The following is a 15,823-nucleotide window of genomic DNA, read 5'->3' on the forward strand; positions in this document are numbered from 1 at the left end:
TCTCCTTATTTCCTGTTTCTTCTCATTATAAAGGACTGCTTAGATCTGCTACTTCTTTTCTCTTCGCCTGCAGCAAGGAAAAAGACAAGACAGCAGAAACCATAATTAGAGCAGCTCCAAGAATGTAAACGGCACGGATGTTGATTGCATCTGCTACAAAGCCCATTAAAAATATAGATAGGCTCGTAATGATGGACAATAGAATTCCCCTGCTGGCGTACACTTTGGGCAGATGTTCACTCTCAATGTTGGTTTGGAAAGCTGTTTGCTGTGCAACATCCCTGAGCTGATAGGCAGGTCCCATGGCCACACACAAAAGAAGTGCAAAGAACGGAACACTGTTTAAACCAAATAGAAATGTAAAAAGGCTGAACAGGAATGTGATCCTGCTGCCATGCTTAAGATCAGATGTTTCTGAATTCTTTTGGCCAGCCATAGGGTGCAAATCCCCCTAGAATCGTTCCGGCATAATAGCTAGCGTTAATGAACCCCCACCATTGCTCGCCCCTATGTAAAACTTCTTTTACATAAATCAGTGTCAGCGCACCGATCCAAATCGAGCCTGCCACTCCTTCAATAGCATCCATCAACGTCACCATACGCAGGGATGGAATTTTCCACAAGTAGATCCAGCCCTCTTTCATTAGGACCCATTTCGTTGAAGGGAAAGGTTTTACCTCCTCTTTCTCATAAAAATACCGGCTGCAAATGATTAAGCAGATTACCGCCAGCCACATGAGAGCAGCCGTCACGATCAATACAGGACTGTGCCCCCATTTAATGACTGCGTAACCTGTAAATGTGTATCCTGCAATCTGTACAGATTGGTTCGTAATCGCTAAAGAACTATTTACTTTTACAAGTTCTTCCCTCAGAACTATTTTTGGTACGACCGAACTGAGGAAAGGGCTCCCCCATCCTTCAATGAAAGAAATGATAAGGATAAATGCAAGCAGCCATATAATATGAGAGGCAATCGAACCGAATCCGATAAGAAGCAAAGTGAGCAGCAGTGCTTTAATCCCCTGCAGACTAATGAGAAGTTTGCTGAATTTAAATTTACTCAGCAGCAATGGTGACGTAAATCCTGCAGAAAGACGGGCAACTGCCTGAAAAAGCGGGAATAATGAAGAGATTAATGCGGATCCCGTTTTTTGATAGATAAATGTCGTAACCGCCATGATATAGACCACGTCGGCTAAAGATATGCTCGTTTCTGCAATCCAGAAACTGATAAACGGAGTCCTTTGTATCAGCCGTCCATTCCTTTTTTTGTAATTTATATTTATTATAATATTATAAATATTTTCATTGAACAATGAGTATTTCCACATAAAAAAGCCTGGCACATAATATGCCAGACTGATTTTAATGCTTTTTTTTAGTTTTTGTATTCCATATAGACAGCATGTGTCACAAGGAAATCTTCCACGCCATGTTTTCCGTCCGCGCCGCCAAGGCCAGATTTTCTGCGGCCAGCGTGATAACCCTGGATAGCTTCAAAGTTTTCCCGGTTTACAAAGGTTTCACCAAATTTCAATTCATTGGCAGCCCTCATCGCTTCGTGCACGTTTTCCGTATAGATGGAAGAAGAAAGACCGTAATCGGAATCATTGGCCCATTCGATCGCCTCGTCAAGCGTTTTGTATGTGACCACCGGGAGAACAGGTCCAAATATTTCTTCTTGGATGATCTTCATATCCTGGGTGACATTCGTAATGACCGTCGGTTCGTAAAAGTATCCTTTTTCGATATTTGCCCGTTTGCCGCCTGTCAGCACTCTAGCACCGCTTTTCACAGCACCCTCTACCATCTCATGAACAGTTTCCAGACGGTTTTGGCTGACCAGAGGCCCCATTTCAGTATCTTTATCTGATGCCTTTCCTACATTTGTCTCTCTCATCGCATTCACCATTTTATCAATAAACGCATCGGCCACTTTTTCATGCACATAGACTCGCTCAGCGTTCGTACAAGCCTGGCCAGCATTCGTAATTCTCGACGTTTTGATTTTCTCAACCGCCAGATCCAGATCGGCGTGTTCGGTGACAATAGCTGGTGCTTTTCCACCCAGCTCAAGATTCACTTTGGTAATGTTCTTCGCTGCCGCTTCCATCACTTTAGATCCGGCACCAACGCTTCCAGTCATGGTGACAATCCCTACTTCAGGATGAGTAGCCATCGCATTGCCGATCACTGAACCTTTGCCCGTTACAAAATTATAGACACCCGGAGGAATTTCATTCTTCATGCTGTCAATCAGCTTCGTGAATTCTGCTGCTGTGTTAGGCGTCTGCTGACTCGGCTTCAGGACGATGGAACAGCCTGTAATAAGAGCTGTTGCAACCTTTCTTGCCAAAATAAACACCGGAAAATTCCAAGGAACGATTCCTGCAACGACTCCAATCGGTTTACGGTATATAAAGATGTTTTCATTTGGCCGATCGCTCGGTACAATCTCGCCTTCGATACGGCGGGCCCATTCGGACATATAGTAAAAGTATTCAATCGCGGTATCGACCTCTCCTCCAGCTGCCTCTATGCTTTTTCCCTGTTCTTCTGACAGCAGTTTAACGAAAGTCTCGCGGTTCTCCTGAATTTTGTCTCCCAGTTTTCGGACAGCCTTGCCGCGCTGGATACTCGGGACTTTTTCCCATTTTTTCTGTCCTTCAAAAGCTGCTTCGATCGCTCGGTTGATGTCTTCTTCTGTTCCATTATATATGGTCGAAATCACCTCTTCAGTCGAGGGATTTACTACATCAATTGTTTCATTGGAAGTGGAAGATCCATATTCTCCATTAATATAGAGCTGATGTGGTTTCACTAAAAAATCCTCCCTTACTTATTTTAAGTGCACACCGTACTCTTCCACGTTTCTTCCTGGTTAAAACATTTCCATATATCGAAAACATTCATACAAACTAGTATCCAATTCCCCCTTTTCTATAAAAACGCATGTCTCCTCCCCCTAAAGGCATACAGTAGAAAAGAGGACAAGGAAAGGGGTCAGACATGGAGTTCTTCATTTCATTTGCACATTTTATTTTTTTGGGACTGAGTCTGGCGGCACCAATTGGGCCGATGAATATAGAGGTAATGAAACGCGGGCTGACACAAGGATTCCTTGCTTCCTGGTGTGTAGGGCTTGGAGGACTTACCGGGGATGTTCTTCTCCTTCTCGGCATTTATTTTGGCCTGGGTGAAATCATGCAGGTAAACTGGATACAAATAATCATGTACATAGTTGGCATTATTCTATTAATCTATCTAGGATTTCAGAGTATAGGTTCAGCCTTAACCTTTTCCTTAAAGCTAACTACAGAGAACGATATGAACCGGCGAAGTGCCTACCTAACAGGGTTAATGATCGCGCTTGCCAACCCCATTTCCCTCATTTTTTGGTTTGGTGTTTTCGGAACTTCCCTGAATATCTTAACCTCTTCCCACTCTGTTGTATTCTCTCTTGCCTGCAGTATTGCCATTATTCTGGGTTTGTTCTTATGGAACCTCAACCTTGTATTTACCGTTCATTTCTCCAAACGGCTGATGAGCCCCAGTGTCATGCGGAGCTCTATGTTCCTGGCAGGCTTTTGTCTGCTTGGTTTTGCTTGCCATTTCACCGTCCAATTGTATAAATTAATAATATCATTGGTTTAAGAGGGGGATTCTGAATGGGAAATGTGTGGGATGCTGAAATGGTTGTATCACCTTTTATGGCAAAACAGCTCATTGAAGGTCAGTTCCCGGAACTTGCACCCGGAGAAGTCAATGAAATAGGCAAAGGGTTTGATAATACTGTTTATTCTGTAAATGGAAAATATATTTTCCGGTTTCCACGCCGAGCGATCGCGGTTCCCCTTTTAAAGACTGAAAACAAGTTGCTGCCGCCTTTAGCAGAAAAAATGCCGTTACCGATTGCCACACCATGTTATTTTGGCTCACCCGTTCCAGATTTGTATCCCTGGCCTTTTACCGGCTACTATCTTATTCCCGGAAAACCGCCAGGCTGTTTATCTCATGCAGAACGAATAACCTCAGCGGTGCCGCTAGGCCGTTTTCTTCGGGCACTTCATGCGTTTCCGGCAGAACAGGCAAAGTCCCTGCAAGTGCCTTATGATGAGCTGGACCGATTAGGTGTCCAGAATCGCCGTCCAAAGCTGCTTGGCTTTTTAAACGAAATTAGGGACCTTCAGCTTTATGAACGAGTGGATGATCTTGAGCAAATCGTTCAAGATACAGAACCGCACGAAACGGCTGGACATGAAGTTCTCGTACATGGAGATCTGCATATCCGCAACATAACAGTGGATGCTAATGGGAAAGTTTCGGGAATCATTGACTGGGGAGACGTACATATTGGTCATCCTGCAGTGGACCTGTCCATCGTCTACAGTTTTCTTCCTCCAGAAGGCCGTGAGATGTTCTTTCATGTATATGGCGAAATAGACCTTCAGACCCAAGAAATCGCAAGGTTTAAGGCTCTCTATACGACCGTTCTTCTTATGCTTTACGGACATGGCCATCAGGATGCAGAATTAATAAAAGCCGCTGGTCAAAGCTTGGACCTCCTTCGCTTGTGACCGGCGGCTTTTTTGTTATTTAACGTCTGGAACGATTTCCTCAAGTGGTTCGTGAATTGGAAAACCCAGCAGGATGGTTGTTCCTTTGCCTTCATCACTTTTCAACAATGCCGGAATCAAAAAAGGAAATCCAGCCAGCTTTCCTTTTTAATTCGCCTCTCCATTAAAAGAAGAGTCCTCTTGTTCCTTTTTATGCTTCATATGCTCCACATGGGCTGCGCCCCAATAGTGCATAGCATCCATAATCGGCCCTAAGCTTTTGCCGTATTCGGTAATGGAGTATTCTACTTTCGGTGGGATTTGGGGATAGACCACCCTTTGTACAATATCCTGCTCTTCTAATTCACGCAGGTGAAGCGTCAGCATGCGCTGGGTAATATCCGGCATTAACCTTCGTAATTCGTTAAACCTTAAAATATCACCGGAAAGCAGATGCTGAATGATGATCGGTTTCCACTTTCCCACGATCATATCGAGTGCCACAACCACCTGACATTGTTCTGGATTTTTCTTCATAAAGCGGCCCTCCGTTTTACAGTACCTTTTTTTATACTATACCACATGAATGTGCCTACTTCACAAATCTGCGCCTATGATTAATAATTGCTAATGCAGGGAAATTACAATAACTGCTCTATATCACAACCAGAAAAGGTGGAATACACTATGGCAAAAGTATTATATATTACAGCCCACCCGCATAATGAAACTCAATCTTTCAGTATGGCTGCAGGTAAGGCTTTTATCGACACTTATAAAGAAGTGAATGCAGACGACGAAGTGGTGCATATCGACCTTTATAAAGAAAACATTCCGCAAATTGACGCTGACGTATTCAGCGGCTGGGGAAAACTTCAAAGCGGAAAAGGGTTTGAAGAACTATCTGCTGAAGAGAAAACAAAAGTACAGCGTCTTGGTGAACTGAGCGAAAAGTTCGTTGAAGCCGATAAATACGTTTTCGTTACACCATTGTGGAACTTCTCTTTCCCGCCAGTTATGAAAGCTTATCTTGATTCAGTAGCTGTTGCAGGTAAATCATTCAAATATACAGAACAAGGACCAGTTGGTCTTTTAACGGACAAGAAAGCTCTTCATATTCAAGCTCGCGGCGGTGTTTACTCAGAAGGCCCAGCTGCTGATCTTGAAATGGGGCATCGTTATTTGAGTGTAATGATGAACTTCTTCGGGGTTCCTTCATTGGAAGGAGTATTTATTGAAGGGCATGCTGCTATGCCTGATAAGGCTCAAGAAATTAAAGAAAACGGTATTGCACGTGCGAAGGATGCCGCACATACATTTTAAGTTGATAGAAAAACAAGGCGGTTCTTTTAGAAACCCCCTTGTTTTTTTTAGGTTTTGTTAAAGGCATATTGTTGATTTCCTTTTATAATGGGCAGCGCATACTGATGCTTAAAAGAGGCCCTCAATCCTTTTTCCCCAATAATAAGGGGTGTTAGCTGGCGATGATAAGAGCCGGCTAACTTGTGAAACAAATGAAGCGCCCGAAAAGCAGAAGGGTAAAAGCTTGCTTACACCCTTCTGCTTTTCAAAAGGCGATTCAATCACACCTCACTAATTAATCAACAACATTGACTAGCAGAGCTTTTTATTAAAATAAAATCTGGTCAAACGCTTCTTTTAGGTAACTGTTCAGCAAAGGAATCGTAAACTCCTTGTCATACCGTTCGGAAGCCACCCGGCCGCCGTCCCATCCGAGTGTATCAAGTTCCCCCACTTCTCCCTCATTCTTTAGCTGTACCAGGATTGTGCCGTTCGGAGTCCGTTCAAAACTGAGCACTGTCTGTTTAATCATAATTTGTGCAAAAACACCTGGCACTGCTTCATTTATTCGAATATTGATCTCATCTGTTTTTTCTTCCACAATTCTTAATTTGAACTTCATATCACTAAAGAAAACATTGATGGAATGCTGAGTTTTATCAATATGAACTCTTGCTTTATGGTCCAAAATGTACATTTCCTTAACCTTTTGGATAAGTTTTTCAGAGTATGACATAATCCACCTGCCTTTATCTTTCTAAGGCATTACATTCGATAAAAAAGGAAGTTTTTCCTTCTCCATTTTTGTCTCTTTTTCAGTTGGCGCGTCATTTTTTGTCCATGTTATACATTCCTCTTCTATGGGGTAAAATACAAGCTGTGAATTTCCGTTATTACAAGCACATTGTTTTATCATATTATTTTGATTGTGTTACTATGGTTTTGTTTTTAACTTTTAAAATTACAGGAGGGAACTTGTCCATGCCACATCTTTTTTCTCCACTTACCATCAAGGATATAACACTTCGAAACAGAATTGGGGTTTCTCCCATGTGCCAATACAGTGCTGAGGATGGAATGCCGAATGACTGGCATTTTGTTCACTTAGGCTCACGCGCTGTTGGCGGAGCGGGTCTGGTTATCGTAGAAGCTACCGCGGTAGAAGCCCGAGGCAGAATTTCGCCAGAAGATCTTGGCATCTATACAGATCAGCACATTGAACCTTTTAAACGTATCACCCGTTTCATAAAAGAACATGGAGCTGTACCTGGCATCCAGCTGGCACATGCCGGAAGAAAAGCCTCTACGTACAGCCCTTGGAAACAAAAAGAAGCATCTGCTGCTGGAGTTCCGAACGAACAAGGCGGCTGGGATGTGGTCGGCCCAAGCGCGATCCCTTTTAGTGATGGATACAAAAAACCTAAAGAATTAAGTGTAGAAGAAATTAAAGAGATTCAGGAAAACTTCAGGCTTGCAACCATCAGAGCACGGGAAGCGGGCTTTGAATGGATGGAATTCCACGGAGCTCATGGCTATTTGGCTCACAGCTTCTATTCTCCCGTCTCAAACAAACGGACTGATGAATACGGCGGCAGTTTCGAAAACCGTATTCGCTTTTTCATCGAGACCGTTCGTGTGATGAGAAAAGAATGGCCGGAAATCCTTCCTTTCACTGTCCGCATTTCCTCTTCAGACTGGGTAGATGACGGCTGGACGCTTGAGGATTCCATCGAGCTGGCCAAGCTGCTGAAAGATGAAGGAGTAGACCTGATTGATTGCAGTTCCGGCGGTAATCTGCCGAAAGCGCCGATTCCTGTCGGCGCCGGCTACCAGAATCTTTTTGCTGAAAAAATCCGCGAACAAGCCGGTATTCCGACTGCAGCTGTAGGTTTGATCACACAAGGCATGCAGGCTGATGAAATCATCCGCAACGAAAAAGCAGATCTTGTACTGCTTGCACGCGAGCTCCTTCGTGATCCATATTGGCCATTGCGTGCCGCCGAAACGGTTCATCAAAAAGAAGCACTTGATATCCCTGTACAATACGAGCGGGGCTGGTAAAAAAGAGCGCAAGCGCTTCTATGGCCCATCCAAAAAAGGGGCTGTCCAAGAAGTCTGGTAGCTGTTGATCTCCGCTCCAGGCTGCTCGCTTTCCGCGGGGCGTGCGGTGAGCCTTACCGGCGTGAACGCCTACTTTTTGGCGCAAGCGCCTGCGGGAGTCTCACCTGTCACGCTAGTCCCGCAGGAGTCTCGCACCTTGCACTCCAATCAACTTTTCATTGAAGATTTTTCACGTCAAAGGAGCTGCCTGAAGGTCAATTTTCGACTTTCAGGACAGCCCCTTTTTTATTTGATTCTATAAATAGCCCAGAATACCGATCAGCAAGCTTCCTCCGAAAACAACCAATAACAGGATGACGAACCCTTTGACCCACGGCTGTGACTTTTAGGAAAGTCATCAATCGAGTGTTTCTGCTGGTAACCCATGAACCGTTATTTCTTCTGGTTCAATCTCATTAGATTCATCCTTCATCACTTATACACCATGATCGTTTGCAGCGGCCCAAAACCCATTTTTCGTAAATGCCTTTCGCAAAATTGGCGTAAAATACATTGAGCCTTACTCTTCATACCCTTTTTCCTTTAACTCACTGATTCCTGCCTCGACTAGTTTTTTAGAGAGTCCTCTTCCCCTATAATCCTGCAGTATGTAGACGTCGTAAATAAAACCGATCTCTATTTCAGTAAAATAATCCGTATTATGGCCAATCATGATCCAGCCGCCTACTTTATCCCGATCTTTGTATACGAGGTGATACGCCCCCTTTTCCACGATAGCGGTAAGCATATGCTCTGCCTTTTCTGCGTTAGAACCCCAGTCCCTTTCAATCCTTCATTTGCAGAAAGAGCAGCATTGGATAGTATGTACGCTGTTTCCTCACGGTTCGCTTGTTCAATCATGTTTCAAACCTCCTGCATCTTTTTTAATTGATTCTTGAAACAGAACGTATTTCCTTCTCATAAATGGCTTTTATTTACATTTACCAAAACATAGGATTAAATTATGGTTTTCGGTTATGGCCCAAACTTATTTTTTATATAGTTTAAGGAAGGATTCTTGGAGGTGATACCGTGGCTGTCGTTCAAGCCAGCAGTTCAGATATTACGTTGTTAGCCCGATTGCTTCGAGCGGAAGGAGAAGGAGAAGGCGTCCGGGGAATGCAGCTGGTTGGAAATGTTGGTATTAACAGGATCCGTGGCAATTGTTCCGATTTTAAAGGGCTGAGGACGATTCCCCAGATGATTTACCAGCCCCATGCCTTTGAGGCCGTAACACACGGATATTTTTATCAAGCAGCAAGATCGAGTGAAAAACGACTGGCAAAGCGCGCCATTAATGGAGAAAGATACTGGCCGGCAAAATATAGCTTATGGTATTTCAGGCCGCAAGGAAATTGTCCGTCTACCTGGTATGGCCAGCCGCTTGTTGCCAGATATAAACTTCATTGCTTCTATCAGCCCACTCCTGAAGAGTGCGACAATGTTTACAATACGTTTTAAATCTTTTTGCAGGCTGTGGATCACACACAGCCTGCTTCTTCTAGTTTAACAAATATTTCTTGTTTAATAAGAACGTTTGTTCGTATATTAGGTATAAAGGAGTGTGCCCGATGTGATACGTGACCGTGGTAACATAAAATGGAAGACAAGCTTGATGCTGCCGGAAACTGTAAGCCAACTAAAGGACTATTTTCTGAAGGAATATTATGAAGTGGAAGAGCCGTTTCCTGATGAACAGCAGCTTGAAGAGATGAACGAATTGATTTTAGAGGCTATGGAGATTGCGGTTCCCTTAAATTTCTCTGTGTTTCAAAACGGGAACCTCTCAGAAATAAAAGGAATGGTTCATTACATGGACGAAACAGCCCGTAAGCTGAGAATCATAGATGATGATGGTGAACTCCATAATCTTTCGTTGGTGCCAGGCACTGTTGCCTGACACTTTTAATGAAACGTCATGTTTTCAATGGCCTGTTTCACATTTCCATAGACTTTGATGGAAGTAAAATCAATGCCGGCATTTACAATTCTGCTGGCTAATTCAGGACGTATCCCTGTTACTGCAATATCAATTCCGAGGAGAGCCAAAACACTGTGTACAGTAAAGATGTGCCTTGCCACTTCAGTATCAATGGTAACAATTCCTGAAAAATCAAGTATCAGATATTTGACACCCAATGGAGAAATCTTTGGAACCACACGATTTAGCAAGTGGTCGGATCGATTCGAGTCAATCGTCCCGATTAAAGGAAGAATCGCAATTCCGTCTTGGATGGGTACAATAGGTGTGGATAATTCCTTGATTTCTTTTTGTGCTTCTTGTATAACACTGTCTTTATAGCGTTCAAAAGCAAACACCGTTTCATTCATGCTTAGATCCAGCATCTGATTCACCCGTTTAATGACCATGACTACTTCTCGAGTGTTTAATCCGAATTCTATGCCAACTCGCGTTACAAAATCCGAAAAAACCATACGAGTATCAGGATAACGTATAATAATTTTAGAGATATTGAGCTGGCTTCTTGCAGCTGCTTCTCCGTTGGCCTTACTCCATGACAATAGAGCATCAGGAACAGAGCCTTCCTGACAATCTAGGGATTGTGCTAAAAAAACAAAAAACTCATCATACATTAATTTAGCTTGCTTGATCTCCTCTTCTGGAACATCAAAATTAAAACTGCCGATGATCTCATCAACAATGTCTGAAGAGAGTGTGCCTGAGTTCTCCAATAGATAGTTAGCCATAGGGATGATTGAGTTCATGAACATACACTCCTATATTTTTTATATCATTCAGCATGCTAAAATTGAAATCAGAGTTTGATAGATAAGCAAAGTAAATTTTTAACCCTGTAAACTACTAAAACCTATTATAGCGTATTTTGTCGTAATTGTAAGATTTTCTTAGAATTGGAATGAAAACGTTCGCTCTCTGCCCGTTTTTGTCTTCAATGTGATACCATATGAATTAAAAAGGTGAGATTATGAGGATGGAAGGTGAACACTTCTTTTTGAAGCCTCTTGACACTTCACATTCAGAAGCAATGCTTCAGTTGGAGCTTGATAACCGTGAATTTTTTCAAAAATATACCCCGTTTAGAGATCCTGAGTTCTATACTTTGGAAGGACAGCGAGAACGGCTGAATGTGATCAAGAGCATGCAAGAACTGGATCATCAGTACAGTTTCGGCATCCATTTAAAAGAATCCGGAAAACTCATTGGTGATATTTCATTGTTCAAGATTGAACGCGAACCTGCTCAAACCGGAATGCTTGGGTACTGTCTTGATCAGCATTACAATGGAAAAGGGTATATGACGCAGATCGTCAAACTGATGATTTCGTATGCATTCGAAGTCCAGAACCTTCACCGCATCGAAGCGGGTGTCATGCCGCACAACAAAGGTTCCATCCGGGTATTAGAAAAAGCAGGATTTCATAAAGAAGGTATTGCTGTAAAATCTGTAAAAATAAACGGCAGCTGGGAAGATCATCAGATGCTTGCCATCATTAACAATGCTGAATAAAGCACATAAAAAGACCGCTCTATGAATGAGCGGTCTTCCGCTTTTTATTAGATAAGAAAGCATATAATTCTGCTTGCATAGAAGTAATTTCTAGCTCTAGCGCCCAGGGCTGAACACGAATTTCAGTTTTCAGCTTAAGTCCTCGGAGGACGAATTGAAAATCACTTTCGCTTTTCTTATAAAAGGTCTTCCTTCTAAAGACACCACACCTGTTCGGTTATGTGAGCCAGCTTTGAATCTTATATTTATTATTCTACAGGAGCAGGAAGATAGACAGTGAAAATCGTCCCTTTTTGCGGTTCGCTCTCGATCTCTATCCGGCCTTCATGCATCTCTACAATCTTTTTTACGATGGACAATCCTAATCCGCTTCCTTCAGATGCTCTGTTTCTGGATTTATCCGATTTGAAGAATCGTTCAAAGATATGAATTTGATCTTTTTCTGAAATTCCGATCCCGTTATCCTGAACGGAAACCGAAATTTCACCCTCTCTTCTTTTCAGTATGAGCCGAATCTACCCGCCTCTTGGTGTAAATTTAATACTGTTGTATAGGAGGTTAAGTTATACTTGATTCAGGAGATCCTGATCCCCTGTCACGTTTACCTTCTCTAAAGAATGCTGTAATTCTATACCTTTATGAACCAAAGAAGGTTCACACGATAGAATGGCATGCTTTAGCTGAACATCCAGTTCATAGTCCACCTTCTCTACAGGGTGGCGGTCAGATTCGAGCGAAGTTAATTTTAATAGATTATCACTTAGCTTCCATTTTCAACCATATTCAAGAGGTAGACGGATATCCCCCCTGCCGCCGCCCGTGCGATCAGTACAGCAGCCAGCAGTGCGATCTGCGCAGCGTTTAATGTGGATAATGAAAATTTATCTACAAAGTTTTTCGTGAAAAGCGGAACACATAGACCGACAAGTGTCGTAATGACACTCATGAGGATGGCCATACTCAGTTTCAGTTTTGGCGGGTTGGTCTTTTTTATTAAATCAACAAACTGCTTCGAGCTTACGTTATTCTCTTTTTTCAAAGTTCATCACCTTCATTGGTAAAATTTGTTTCCCTTCCATGCCTTTACTATACCTGAAAGAAATGAACAAAGTATGAACGGCAGACGTAGCTGTTTAATATTTTTGTTGAATGTCTAAAATGTCCCATATTTACTCCCATCACAGGACAAGCTGATATAGTTAAGACATCCCAACAACCCCTTTTCATATTTAGACGTAATAACCCGGCTAACGGAGTTTTTTGACAAATTTTTTTGTCAAAAGCCCTGGCCGGGTCTTTTTTTGTTTTCGTTTCCTGTATCCGCTTACACGCAGAACTGTTATAGTTTTTCACGATCTGATAGTTGTACAGATTTCCCGCCGGCTTGTTTTCATATGTGAAAATCAAGATGTTTTATGATACAATGCCTATAAATCGAAATATTCTAATAATAAAACAGTACAAAAATAAAAGAATGACAGCTAAGAAACGGAAGGTGAGATGATGACAACAATCTTAGAATCAGCAAAATCAGAACACAGCAGTTCACCCCTTCGCCGGGATGTTAAAACTCTCGGCCAGTTGCTGGGGAATGTCCTTGTTCAGCAAGGCGGACAGGCACTGCTTGATAAAGTTGAAAAAATTAGAGAAATGACAAAATCTCTTAGAAACAATGATGAATTATCCTATCAGGAGCTGAAAAATGAGATTGCCAGCTTAAAACACCCTGAGCGCCAGCAAGTCATACGGGCGTTTGCCGTCTATTTCCATCTTGTTAATATCGCTGAACAAAACCACCGCATACGGCGCAGACGGGAGTACCAGCTCAAGGATGGGCACCAGCCTGGGTCACTGGAGTGCACAGTCACCCAATTTAAAGAAAACGGCATCGACGCTGAGATCATTAAAAACGTCATTGAAAAACTGTCGATGGAGCTGATTATTACTGCCCATCCGACAGAAGCGACACGACGGAGTATGCTGGAGATCCATAAACGGATCGCTCTTTTGCTTCACCAGCTCGACCAGACCATTCTCACACCCCGTGAGCGGGAAGAGCTCAATGAAAAACTGTTTAACGAGATCACCATTTTGTGGCAGACCGATGAATTGCGTGACAGAAAACCGACCGTGATGGACGAAGTTGCGAACGGGCTTTACTATTTCGATGAAACATTGTTTGAGGTCCTTCCTCAGATTCATCAGGAGCTTGAAGAAACGCTGCAGGAGCATTATTCAGCTGAAGACTGGCATGTGCCGAACATTCTGCGATTCGGTTCGTGGATTGGCGGTGACCGTGACGGCAATCCGAACGTCACTCCAGAGTTAACGTGGAAAACCTTAAAGAAACATCGTAAACTGGCGCTGCGAAAATATCATACATCGCTGACGAATTTAATGAAACAGATGAGCCAATCTTCTAAACAGATCGCCATATCCAAAGAATTAACAGACTCCATTCATGAGGAGTTATCCATTCTAAAAGATGGAGAACAGTGGAAGATCGAACATGAGGCCTATCGGTGCAAAATGGCCATCATGCTGAAAAAGTTAGAACGGGTCGGAAAACCGAAAGAAGGGTATCAAAGTTCTGAGGAGTTCTTGGAAGACTTGCAGCTTATTAAACGCAGTCTTCTTGGACATTCTCCGGATGGATTCAGGCTTAAAAGCCTTGACCAGCTCATTCGGCAGGTAGAATTATTCGGTTTTCATCTGGCCACGCTCGATATCCGCAATCACAGCGGAGAGCATGAAGCGGCAATCACTGAGATCTTCCATTCTGTAAATCTGGCTGCTGACTATTCTCGTCTGGATGAAGAAGAAAAAGTAGAGCTGTTAGTGAAAGTATTACAGGATCCCAGGCCTTTGCTTCTTCCTTTCGCTGAAGATTATTCTAAAGAAACAAGTCAGATGATTGATGTCTTCCGGATGATTAATAAAGCCCATGAGGAATTTGGAGATCGCTCCATCGAAGTGTATTTGGTCAGTATGACGGAATCGGTAAGTGATCTGCTGGAAGTTCTTGTACTCGCAAAAGAAGCGGGAGTTTATCGCCTTCATGCTGACGGGCGAGTTGAAAGCAATCTGAATGTCGCTCCCCTGCTGGAAACGATTGATGATCTTGTTTCCGGACCTGCCATTATGAAAAAGCTGTTTTCAATGGACTTTTACCAGAATCAGCTGAAACAGCATGGAAACGTTCAGGAAATCATGCTTGGTTACTCCGATGGAAGCAAGGATGGCGGTACCCTGACGGCCAACTGGAAGCTATACAAGGCTCAGCAGGAAATCCATGAGGTGGCTGATCAATACAATGTCCGTTTAAAATTCTTCCATGGCCGCGGGGGTTCATTAGGACGCGGGGGCGGCCCGCTGTATCGAAGCATCCTCTCTCAGCCAGCCGAAACATTGGGAGACGGATTTAAGATTACTGAACAAGGTGAAGTGCTGTCCTCAAGGTATTCCTTATATGACATTGCCTACAGGAGCCTTGAACAAGCAACTTCAACATTGCTTTCTGCAGCCGCTAATGCTTCAACAGATGCACAGCAAAACGACAGCAGGACAAAAGCATGGGAAGATGTCATGGAAGGCATCTCTTCCGCATCACTTATGAAATACCAAGAGCTTGTTTTCAATGATCCTGATTTCCTTACGTACTTTAAACAAGCGACTCCTCTTCCTGAATTGGGATCTCTCAATATCGGATCCCGTCCTATGAGCCGTAAAGGAAGCGAACGTTTTGAAGACCTGCGTGCCATTCCTTGGGTGTTCGCATGGACCCAAAGCCGTCAGCTCCTTCCAGCCTGGTATGCGGCAGGAACAGGACTGCAGCATTATATGGAAAACAATGACCAACTCAACCTTCTCCAGCAAATGTACAATGATTGGCCGTTCTTCCGTTCGACCATTGATAATTTGCAAATGGCCTTGATGAAAGCTGACTTAACCGCTGCACGAGAATATACGGGGATGGTGAAAGACCAGGAGATGGCTAAACGTATATTTTCCGAAATTGAAAATGAGTACCACCGCACAACTGAAGCCATCCTGCTTATCACACAGCAGGATCATTTGATGGATCAGCTGCCAAACATCAAAGAATCCATCAGACTAAGAAACCCATATGTAGATCCACTCAGCTTCCTGCAGGTAGAATTGATTTCTAAGCTGCGTGAAGACGAGCAACTGGATGAAGATCTGTTAAGAGAAGCACTGCTCACCATTAATGGAATTGCAGCCGGGCTCCGAAACACAGGATGATCCTCAGGGGGCTGTCCAGAAAGTCGAAAATTGACCTTCAGGCAGCCCCTTTTTGGTTTGAAAAATCTTCAATGAAAAGTTAATTGAAGTGGAAGATGCGAGACTCCT

17 protein-coding genes and 1 pseudogene are annotated in these 15,823 nt (G+C 43.2%); 9 read left to right on the forward strand and 9 right to left on the reverse strand.

What is annotated here, in order from left to right:
- Positions 1 to 25: 25 nt before the first annotated feature.
- The 3 genes from AR335_RS24945 to aldA all read right to left on the reverse strand — a co-directional run bounded on the left by AR335_RS24945 (position 26) and on the right by aldA (position 2,824).
- Positions 26 to 436, reverse strand: coding sequence for a hypothetical protein (locus AR335_RS24945; protein ID WP_234293259.1), 411 nt, complete (start codon positions 434 to 436; stop codon positions 26 to 28).
- Positions 405 to 1,181 (reverse strand): hypothetical protein, encoded by a 777-nt coding sequence (locus tag AR335_RS24950; RefSeq protein WP_234293260.1) that lies wholly within the window; start codon positions 1,179 to 1,181, stop codon positions 405 to 407. The genes AR335_RS24945 and AR335_RS24950 overlap by 32 nt, the downstream gene beginning before the upstream one ends.
- Before the next feature lie 200 nt (positions 1,182 to 1,381).
- Complete coding sequence (aldA, locus tag AR335_RS11870) at positions 1,382 to 2,824, reverse strand: aldehyde dehydrogenase (RefSeq protein WP_062235826.1); 1,443 nt, start codon at positions 2,822 to 2,824, stop codon at positions 1,382 to 1,384.
- Between the two features lie 188 nt (positions 2,825 to 3,012).
- Here aldA and AR335_RS11875 point away from each other — a divergent pair, with 188 nt between their 5' ends.
- A complete protein-coding gene (locus AR335_RS11875; RefSeq protein WP_062235829.1) occupies positions 3,013 to 3,657 on the forward strand; it encodes a LysE family translocator in 645 nt (214 codons plus the stop codon).
- Positions 3,658 to 3,671: 14 nt separating this feature from the next.
- Complete coding sequence (locus AR335_RS11880; RefSeq protein WP_062235832.1) at positions 3,672 to 4,580, forward strand: phosphotransferase; 909 nt, start codon at positions 3,672 to 3,674, stop codon at positions 4,578 to 4,580.
- Positions 4,581 to 4,727: 147 nt separating this feature from the next.
- Here the strand turns inward: AR335_RS11880 and AR335_RS11885 are convergent, their stop codons facing one another.
- On the reverse strand, positions 4,728 to 5,096 hold the full coding sequence (locus tag AR335_RS11885) for a winged helix-turn-helix transcriptional regulator (RefSeq protein WP_053355233.1): 369 nt from the start codon (positions 5,094 to 5,096) through the stop codon (positions 4,728 to 4,730).
- Between the two features lie 150 nt (positions 5,097 to 5,246).
- On the opposite strand from AR335_RS11885, the gene AR335_RS11890 reads away from it, so the two are divergent.
- Positions 5,247 to 5,882: an FMN-dependent NADH-azoreductase gene (locus AR335_RS11890; RefSeq protein ID WP_053355234.1), complete on the forward strand. Its 636-nt coding sequence runs from the start codon at positions 5,247 to 5,249 to the stop codon at positions 5,880 to 5,882.
- Positions 5,883 to 6,189: 307 nt separating this feature from the next.
- Here AR335_RS11890 and AR335_RS11895 read toward each other — a convergent pair whose 3' ends face one another.
- Positions 6,190 to 6,597: a hypothetical protein gene (locus AR335_RS11895; RefSeq protein ID WP_062235833.1), complete on the reverse strand. Its 408-nt coding sequence runs from the start codon at positions 6,595 to 6,597 to the stop codon at positions 6,190 to 6,192.
- Positions 6,598 to 6,842: 245 nt separating this feature from the next.
- Between AR335_RS11895 and AR335_RS11900 the strand changes: the two genes are divergently transcribed.
- Both AR335_RS11900 and AR335_RS24005 read left to right on the forward strand, forming a co-directional pair.
- Positions 6,843 to 7,922, forward strand: a complete 1,080-nt coding sequence (locus AR335_RS11900) for an NADH:flavin oxidoreductase/NADH oxidase (RefSeq protein ID WP_062235837.1) — start codon at positions 6,843 to 6,845, stop codon at positions 7,920 to 7,922.
- Positions 7,923 to 7,986: 64 nt separating this feature from the next.
- Positions 7,987 to 8,223 carry a hypothetical protein gene (locus tag AR335_RS24005; protein WP_156418945.1) on the forward strand — a complete coding sequence of 79 codons (237 nt, stop codon included), beginning with the start codon at positions 7,987 to 7,989 and terminating at the stop codon, positions 8,221 to 8,223.
- Positions 8,224 to 8,393: 170 nt separating this feature from the next.
- Here AR335_RS24005 and AR335_RS25515 read toward each other — a convergent pair.
- Positions 8,394 to 8,822, reverse strand: a pseudogene (locus tag AR335_RS25515) (GNAT family N-acetyltransferase).
- A gap of 171 nt (positions 8,823 to 8,993) precedes the next feature.
- On the opposite strand from AR335_RS25515, the gene AR335_RS11910 reads away from it, so the two are divergent.
- Positions 8,994 to 9,422 carry a cell wall hydrolase gene (locus AR335_RS11910; protein WP_062235841.1) on the forward strand — a complete coding sequence of 143 codons (429 nt, stop codon included), beginning with the start codon at positions 8,994 to 8,996 and terminating at the stop codon, positions 9,420 to 9,422.
- 112 nt (positions 9,423 to 9,534) lie between these two features.
- Positions 9,535 to 9,861 (forward strand): YolD-like family protein, encoded by a 327-nt coding sequence (locus tag AR335_RS11915; protein ID WP_062235844.1) that lies wholly within the window; start codon positions 9,535 to 9,537, stop codon positions 9,859 to 9,861.
- 5 nt (positions 9,862 to 9,866) lie between these two features.
- Here AR335_RS11915 and AR335_RS11920 read toward each other — a convergent pair whose 3' ends face one another.
- A complete protein-coding gene (locus AR335_RS11920) occupies positions 9,867 to 10,688 on the reverse strand; it encodes an STAS domain-containing protein (protein ID WP_062235848.1) in 822 nt (273 codons plus the stop codon).
- A gap of 227 nt (positions 10,689 to 10,915) precedes the next feature.
- Between AR335_RS11920 and AR335_RS11925 the strand changes: the two genes are divergently transcribed.
- A complete protein-coding gene (locus AR335_RS11925; protein WP_062235851.1) occupies positions 10,916 to 11,452 on the forward strand; it encodes a GNAT family N-acetyltransferase in 537 nt (178 codons plus the stop codon).
- Positions 11,453 to 11,700: 248 nt separating this feature from the next.
- On the opposite strand, the gene AR335_RS23160 is transcribed toward AR335_RS11925, so the two are convergent.
- A complete protein-coding gene (locus AR335_RS23160) occupies positions 11,701 to 11,967 on the reverse strand; it encodes a sensor histidine kinase (protein WP_082683468.1) in 267 nt (88 codons plus the stop codon).
- 245 nt (positions 11,968 to 12,212) lie between these two features.
- Positions 12,213 to 12,491 (reverse strand): hypothetical protein, encoded by a 279-nt coding sequence (locus tag AR335_RS11935; protein ID WP_062235857.1) that lies wholly within the window; start codon positions 12,489 to 12,491, stop codon positions 12,213 to 12,215.
- Positions 12,492 to 12,955: 464 nt separating this feature from the next.
- Between AR335_RS11935 and ppc the strand changes: the two genes are divergently transcribed.
- Positions 12,956 to 15,715 (forward strand): phosphoenolpyruvate carboxylase, encoded by a 2,760-nt coding sequence (ppc, locus tag AR335_RS11940; RefSeq protein ID WP_062235860.1) that lies wholly within the window; start codon positions 12,956 to 12,958, stop codon positions 15,713 to 15,715.
- Positions 15,716 to 15,823 lie beyond the last annotated feature (108 nt).

The organism is Fictibacillus sp. FJAT-27399, assembly GCF_001510655.1.
Classification (GTDB): domain Bacteria; phylum Bacillota; class Bacilli; order Bacillales; family Fictibacillaceae; genus Fictibacillus_C; species Fictibacillus_C marinisediminis.

Bases quoted from the DNA above. Each gene is read 5' to 3' on its own strand.
- AR335_RS24945 (WP_234293259.1), bottom strand. From the start codon at position 436: ATGGCTGGCCAAAAGAATTCAGAAACATCTGATCTTAAGCATGGCAGC.
- AR335_RS24950 (WP_234293260.1), bottom strand. From the start codon at position 1,181: ATGGCGGTTACGACATTTATCTATCAAAAAACGGGATCCGCATTAATC.
- AR335_RS11875 (WP_062235829.1), top strand. From the start codon at position 3,013: ATGGAGTTCTTCATTTCATTTGCACATTTTATTTTTTTGGGACTGAGT.
- AR335_RS11880 (WP_062235832.1), top strand. From the start codon at position 3,672: ATGGGAAATGTGTGGGATGCTGAAATGGTTGTATCACCTTTTATGGCA.
- AR335_RS11885 (WP_053355233.1), bottom strand. From the start codon at position 5,096: ATGAAGAAAAATCCAGAACAATGTCAGGTGGTTGTGGCACTCGATATG.
- AR335_RS11890 (WP_053355234.1), top strand. From the start codon at position 5,247: ATGGCAAAAGTATTATATATTACAGCCCACCCGCATAATGAAACTCAA.
- AR335_RS11895 (WP_062235833.1), bottom strand. From the start codon at position 6,597: ATGTCATACTCTGAAAAACTTATCCAAAAGGTTAAGGAAATGTACATT.
- AR335_RS11900 (WP_062235837.1), top strand. From the start codon at position 6,843: ATGCCACATCTTTTTTCTCCACTTACCATCAAGGATATAACACTTCGA.
- AR335_RS11920 (WP_062235848.1), bottom strand. From the start codon at position 10,688: ATGAACTCAATCATCCCTATGGCTAACTATCTATTGGAGAACTCAGGC.
- AR335_RS11925 (WP_062235851.1), top strand. From the start codon at position 10,916: ATGGAAGGTGAACACTTCTTTTTGAAGCCTCTTGACACTTCACATTCA.
- ppc (WP_062235860.1), top strand. From the start codon at position 12,956: ATGACAACAATCTTAGAATCAGCAAAATCAGAACACAGCAGTTCACCC.